Genomic DNA, 2,724 nt, shown 5'->3' on the forward strand with positions numbered 1-2,724 from the left:
ACCCCACCTTCCCGACCTCCGCGGTCATCAGCAGCCGGGCGCTGCTCATCGGCGCGACCCGGGCACCGACCCCAGCGACTCCGAGGCGCGTGCCGGAGAGGGCCGTCGCAGCGGTGGTGGCGTAGGCCCGCAGGGCGGCGAGCATCCGCGCGAACCTCGGCGCTGCGGCAGCGATCTTCGCGAGATTGATGGCCACGGCACCGCCGTTCGCCGTACCGAACGTGACGAACCCGAGCGCGAAGCCGGCCACCTGGACCGCCACGGCGTCGCGGATCAAGTCGCTGACGAGGTCGAGGATCGCGTCGCGCTGCTCCTGCACGGCGCTCGCGTAGCCGTCGCACAGCTCGGCCAGGTCGCGGCACTGGTCACCGAGGTCGCCGACGGCGACACCGAGCCGGCCGATCGCCCCCGTTGCGGGCAGGATCTCCGGCGAGCGCTCGTTCCACAGCTCGGTGATGGCCCGGCTGGGATAGGTCGCCACGTCGTCTAGGCCCTGCCCAGCAGTGCGCCAGGTGGCGGCCGCGGCACGCAGCTTGTCGAGGTCGGCGTCCGGCCACACGAAGCCCTCGACGTGGTCGAGGATCCGGTTGGCCCACTCCGGGAGTGACGACGGGTCGCCGCCAAGGGACGACGGCGGGGTGCGGCGTGGGACCTCGAGCCAGTCGTGCGTGCCGAGCGCCACGGGACCGGCGAGATCGACCAGCCGCTCGATCCCGAACGTCGAGGCGCGCTCGGCGCGCGAGTGGTTCTCCCAGGACGCGAACGAGAGCCGTCCGAGGTTGCCGAGCGCGCCCACGGCGTCGCGCAGGGCGTCCAGGACGGCGCCGGCAGCCGCGTCGTACTCGCTCGCCCAGCTGCTTGCGAACGACGAGTCGCCCGCCATCGCGCCGGTGTCGGCAAGCCCGTCGGCCAGCACCGAGTAGTGGTGGGCAGCCCAGACGTTGCCGCCCTGAAGCAGTCCCGAGGCCTCGGCGTAGCCCGCCCCCGAGACGTCGAGCAGCGTCACAACGCCTCCCACATCGCCAGGTTCGCCTCCACCGCCGAGCGGTAGTTGTCGTGCGAGGTCGCGGCCGCCGACCGCATCGTGGCCAACCCGGCACGCATCTGCGCGAAGCCCTCCTCCCAGGCGGCCTGCGCCTCGGCCTGTGCCTCGGCGGACCGTCCGCTCCAGGTCAGGTGGAGCCGGGCGACGTCGCGCCGTACGTCGTCCAAGGCCTCGTCGCAGGACTGCTCACAGGCGGCCAGCACCTCGATCGTGCCGGCCAGGAGGTCGAGGTCGACGACATGGCGTGCGCTCACCCCAGTCGCCCACTCAGTCGCCCAGCCAGTCGCCCAGCCAGGCGCGCCGACACGACCCCGTGGGCGTCACTCGACGCGATGTCGGCGACGTCGAGGTCGGCTCCCGCCGCGACCACCAGGTCGGCCATCGTGCTCAACGCGCCGATCACGTCCGCGCACCCGGCGCGCCACTCCTGCCAGCCCTCGAGGTAGGACGACGCGGCTGCGCCCGACCAGCCGCCGTCGAGCAGGGTGTCGACGTGGTGCTCGGCCTTCTCGCGACGTCGCTCGAGGTGGTCGGCGACGCGGCGCAGCCCGACCACGGCCTGCGCCAGGTCAGGGTGGGACATCGTGATGGTCATGGGAGCTCCCGAGTGAGTTCGGACCGGTCGCCCCAGCCTCACCCGGATCGCTCGTCGAAAGCGGGCGCGAGAGCAATCTGTGGATAACTCGAACGACGGCCGATTGGGGAGCGTCGGCGATACTCGCGCCATGCTCCGCTCACGCCGCGCGCCCTCGCCTACGGGTGCCCGCCTGCTCCCCGTCGGCCGCTCGCGCACGCCCGAAGCGGTGGTGCTGGTCCTGCACGGTGGCGCCCAACGGCGCGTCCCCACCGCAGTGCGCCGCACCCAGCTGTCGGTGCTGCGGATGCTCCCGATCGCCAGGGCCGTTGCACGGTCGGGTCGCGGCCGGTTCGCCGTCCACCGACTCCTCAACTCCTACCGCGGCTGGGACCGGGACAACTCGCCGACCGACGACGTCGCGTGGGCGCTGGCCGAGATCCGCGAGAGCCACGGCGATGTCCCGGTCGTGCTGGTCGGGCACTCGCTCGGCGGCCGCGCAGCCCTGATGGCGGCCGGCGAGCACCACCCCGTACGCGGCGTGGTCGCCCTCAACCCGTGGCTCTACCCGACCGACGACGCCCCGCTGGAGGGCCGGTCGGTGCTGATCGTCCACGGCGACGCCGACCGCATCGCCCCGCTCGAGCACGCCCGCCAGGTCGCCCGCCGCCTCGGCCGCCGTACCGACGTCACGCTCGAGGTCGTGCCCGGCGGCAAGCACGCGATGCTGTCGCAGGCCTCGGTCTTCGAGCAGCACACTCTCGCGTTCATCACTGGGCTGCTTGGGGTCGGCAAGGGAGCCGTGACGTAGTCAGGCTTGGCAGACGGGGCACCAGAACAGGTTGCGCGCCTCCATCACCGCGGCCTCGATCGGCGTCCCGCACCGTCGGCAGGGGAGTCCGGCGCGGCGGTAGACGTAGGAGGCGTCGGTGCGGCGCGGACGGCCGATGGGGCGCTCCCGATCGTCTGGCTCCGTGGTGATGATCCGCCCCGACCGGGCACCGGCCCGCATGAGCACGACCAGGTCGTCCCACATGGCGCGCCACAGCGCCGGGTCGAGGTCGCGCCCGGCGAGGAACGGACTCACGCCGTGACGAAACAGGAT

Annotated in this window: 5 protein-coding genes; 1 reads left to right on the forward strand and 4 read right to left on the reverse strand. The window is 73.0% G+C overall.

Going from position 1 to position 2,724, the window contains the following annotated elements; translation table 11 throughout:
* The 3 genes from VOI19_RS17720 to VOI19_RS17730 form a co-directional block, all read right to left on the reverse strand.
* Positions 1 to 1,018, reverse strand: a 1,018-nt coding sequence (locus VOI19_RS17720; RefSeq protein ID WP_323794268.1) for a hypothetical protein, incomplete at its 3' end; no start/stop codon positions are given.
* Complete coding sequence (locus VOI19_RS17725) at positions 1,003 to 1,299, reverse strand: WXG100 family type VII secretion target (RefSeq protein WP_323794269.1); 297 nt, start codon at positions 1,297 to 1,299, stop codon at positions 1,003 to 1,005. The genes VOI19_RS17725 and VOI19_RS17720, both read right to left, overlap by 16 nt.
* The gene (locus VOI19_RS17730; RefSeq protein WP_323794270.1) at positions 1,296 to 1,640 is read right to left on the reverse strand and encodes a WXG100 family type VII secretion target; all 345 of its coding nucleotides are present in this window, start codon (positions 1,638 to 1,640) and stop codon (positions 1,296 to 1,298) included. Before VOI19_RS17730 ends, VOI19_RS17725 begins: the two co-directional genes overlap by 4 nt.
* Positions 1,641 to 1,770: 130 nt before the next feature.
* On the opposite strand from VOI19_RS17730, the gene VOI19_RS17735 reads away from it, so the two are divergent.
* On the forward strand, positions 1,771 to 2,430 hold the full coding sequence (locus tag VOI19_RS17735) for an alpha/beta hydrolase (RefSeq protein WP_323794271.1): 660 nt from the start codon (positions 1,771 to 1,773) through the stop codon (positions 2,428 to 2,430).
* Here the strand turns inward: VOI19_RS17735 and VOI19_RS17740 are convergent.
* The coding region (locus tag VOI19_RS17740) for a zinc finger domain-containing protein (RefSeq protein ID WP_323794272.1) at positions 2,431 to 2,724 on the reverse strand (294 nt) is incomplete at its 5' end.

Origin of the sequence: Nocardioides sp. (assembly GCF_034670285.1) — a bacterium.
Classification (GTDB): Bacteria; Actinomycetota; Actinomycetes; order Propionibacteriales; family Nocardioidaceae; genus Nocardioides.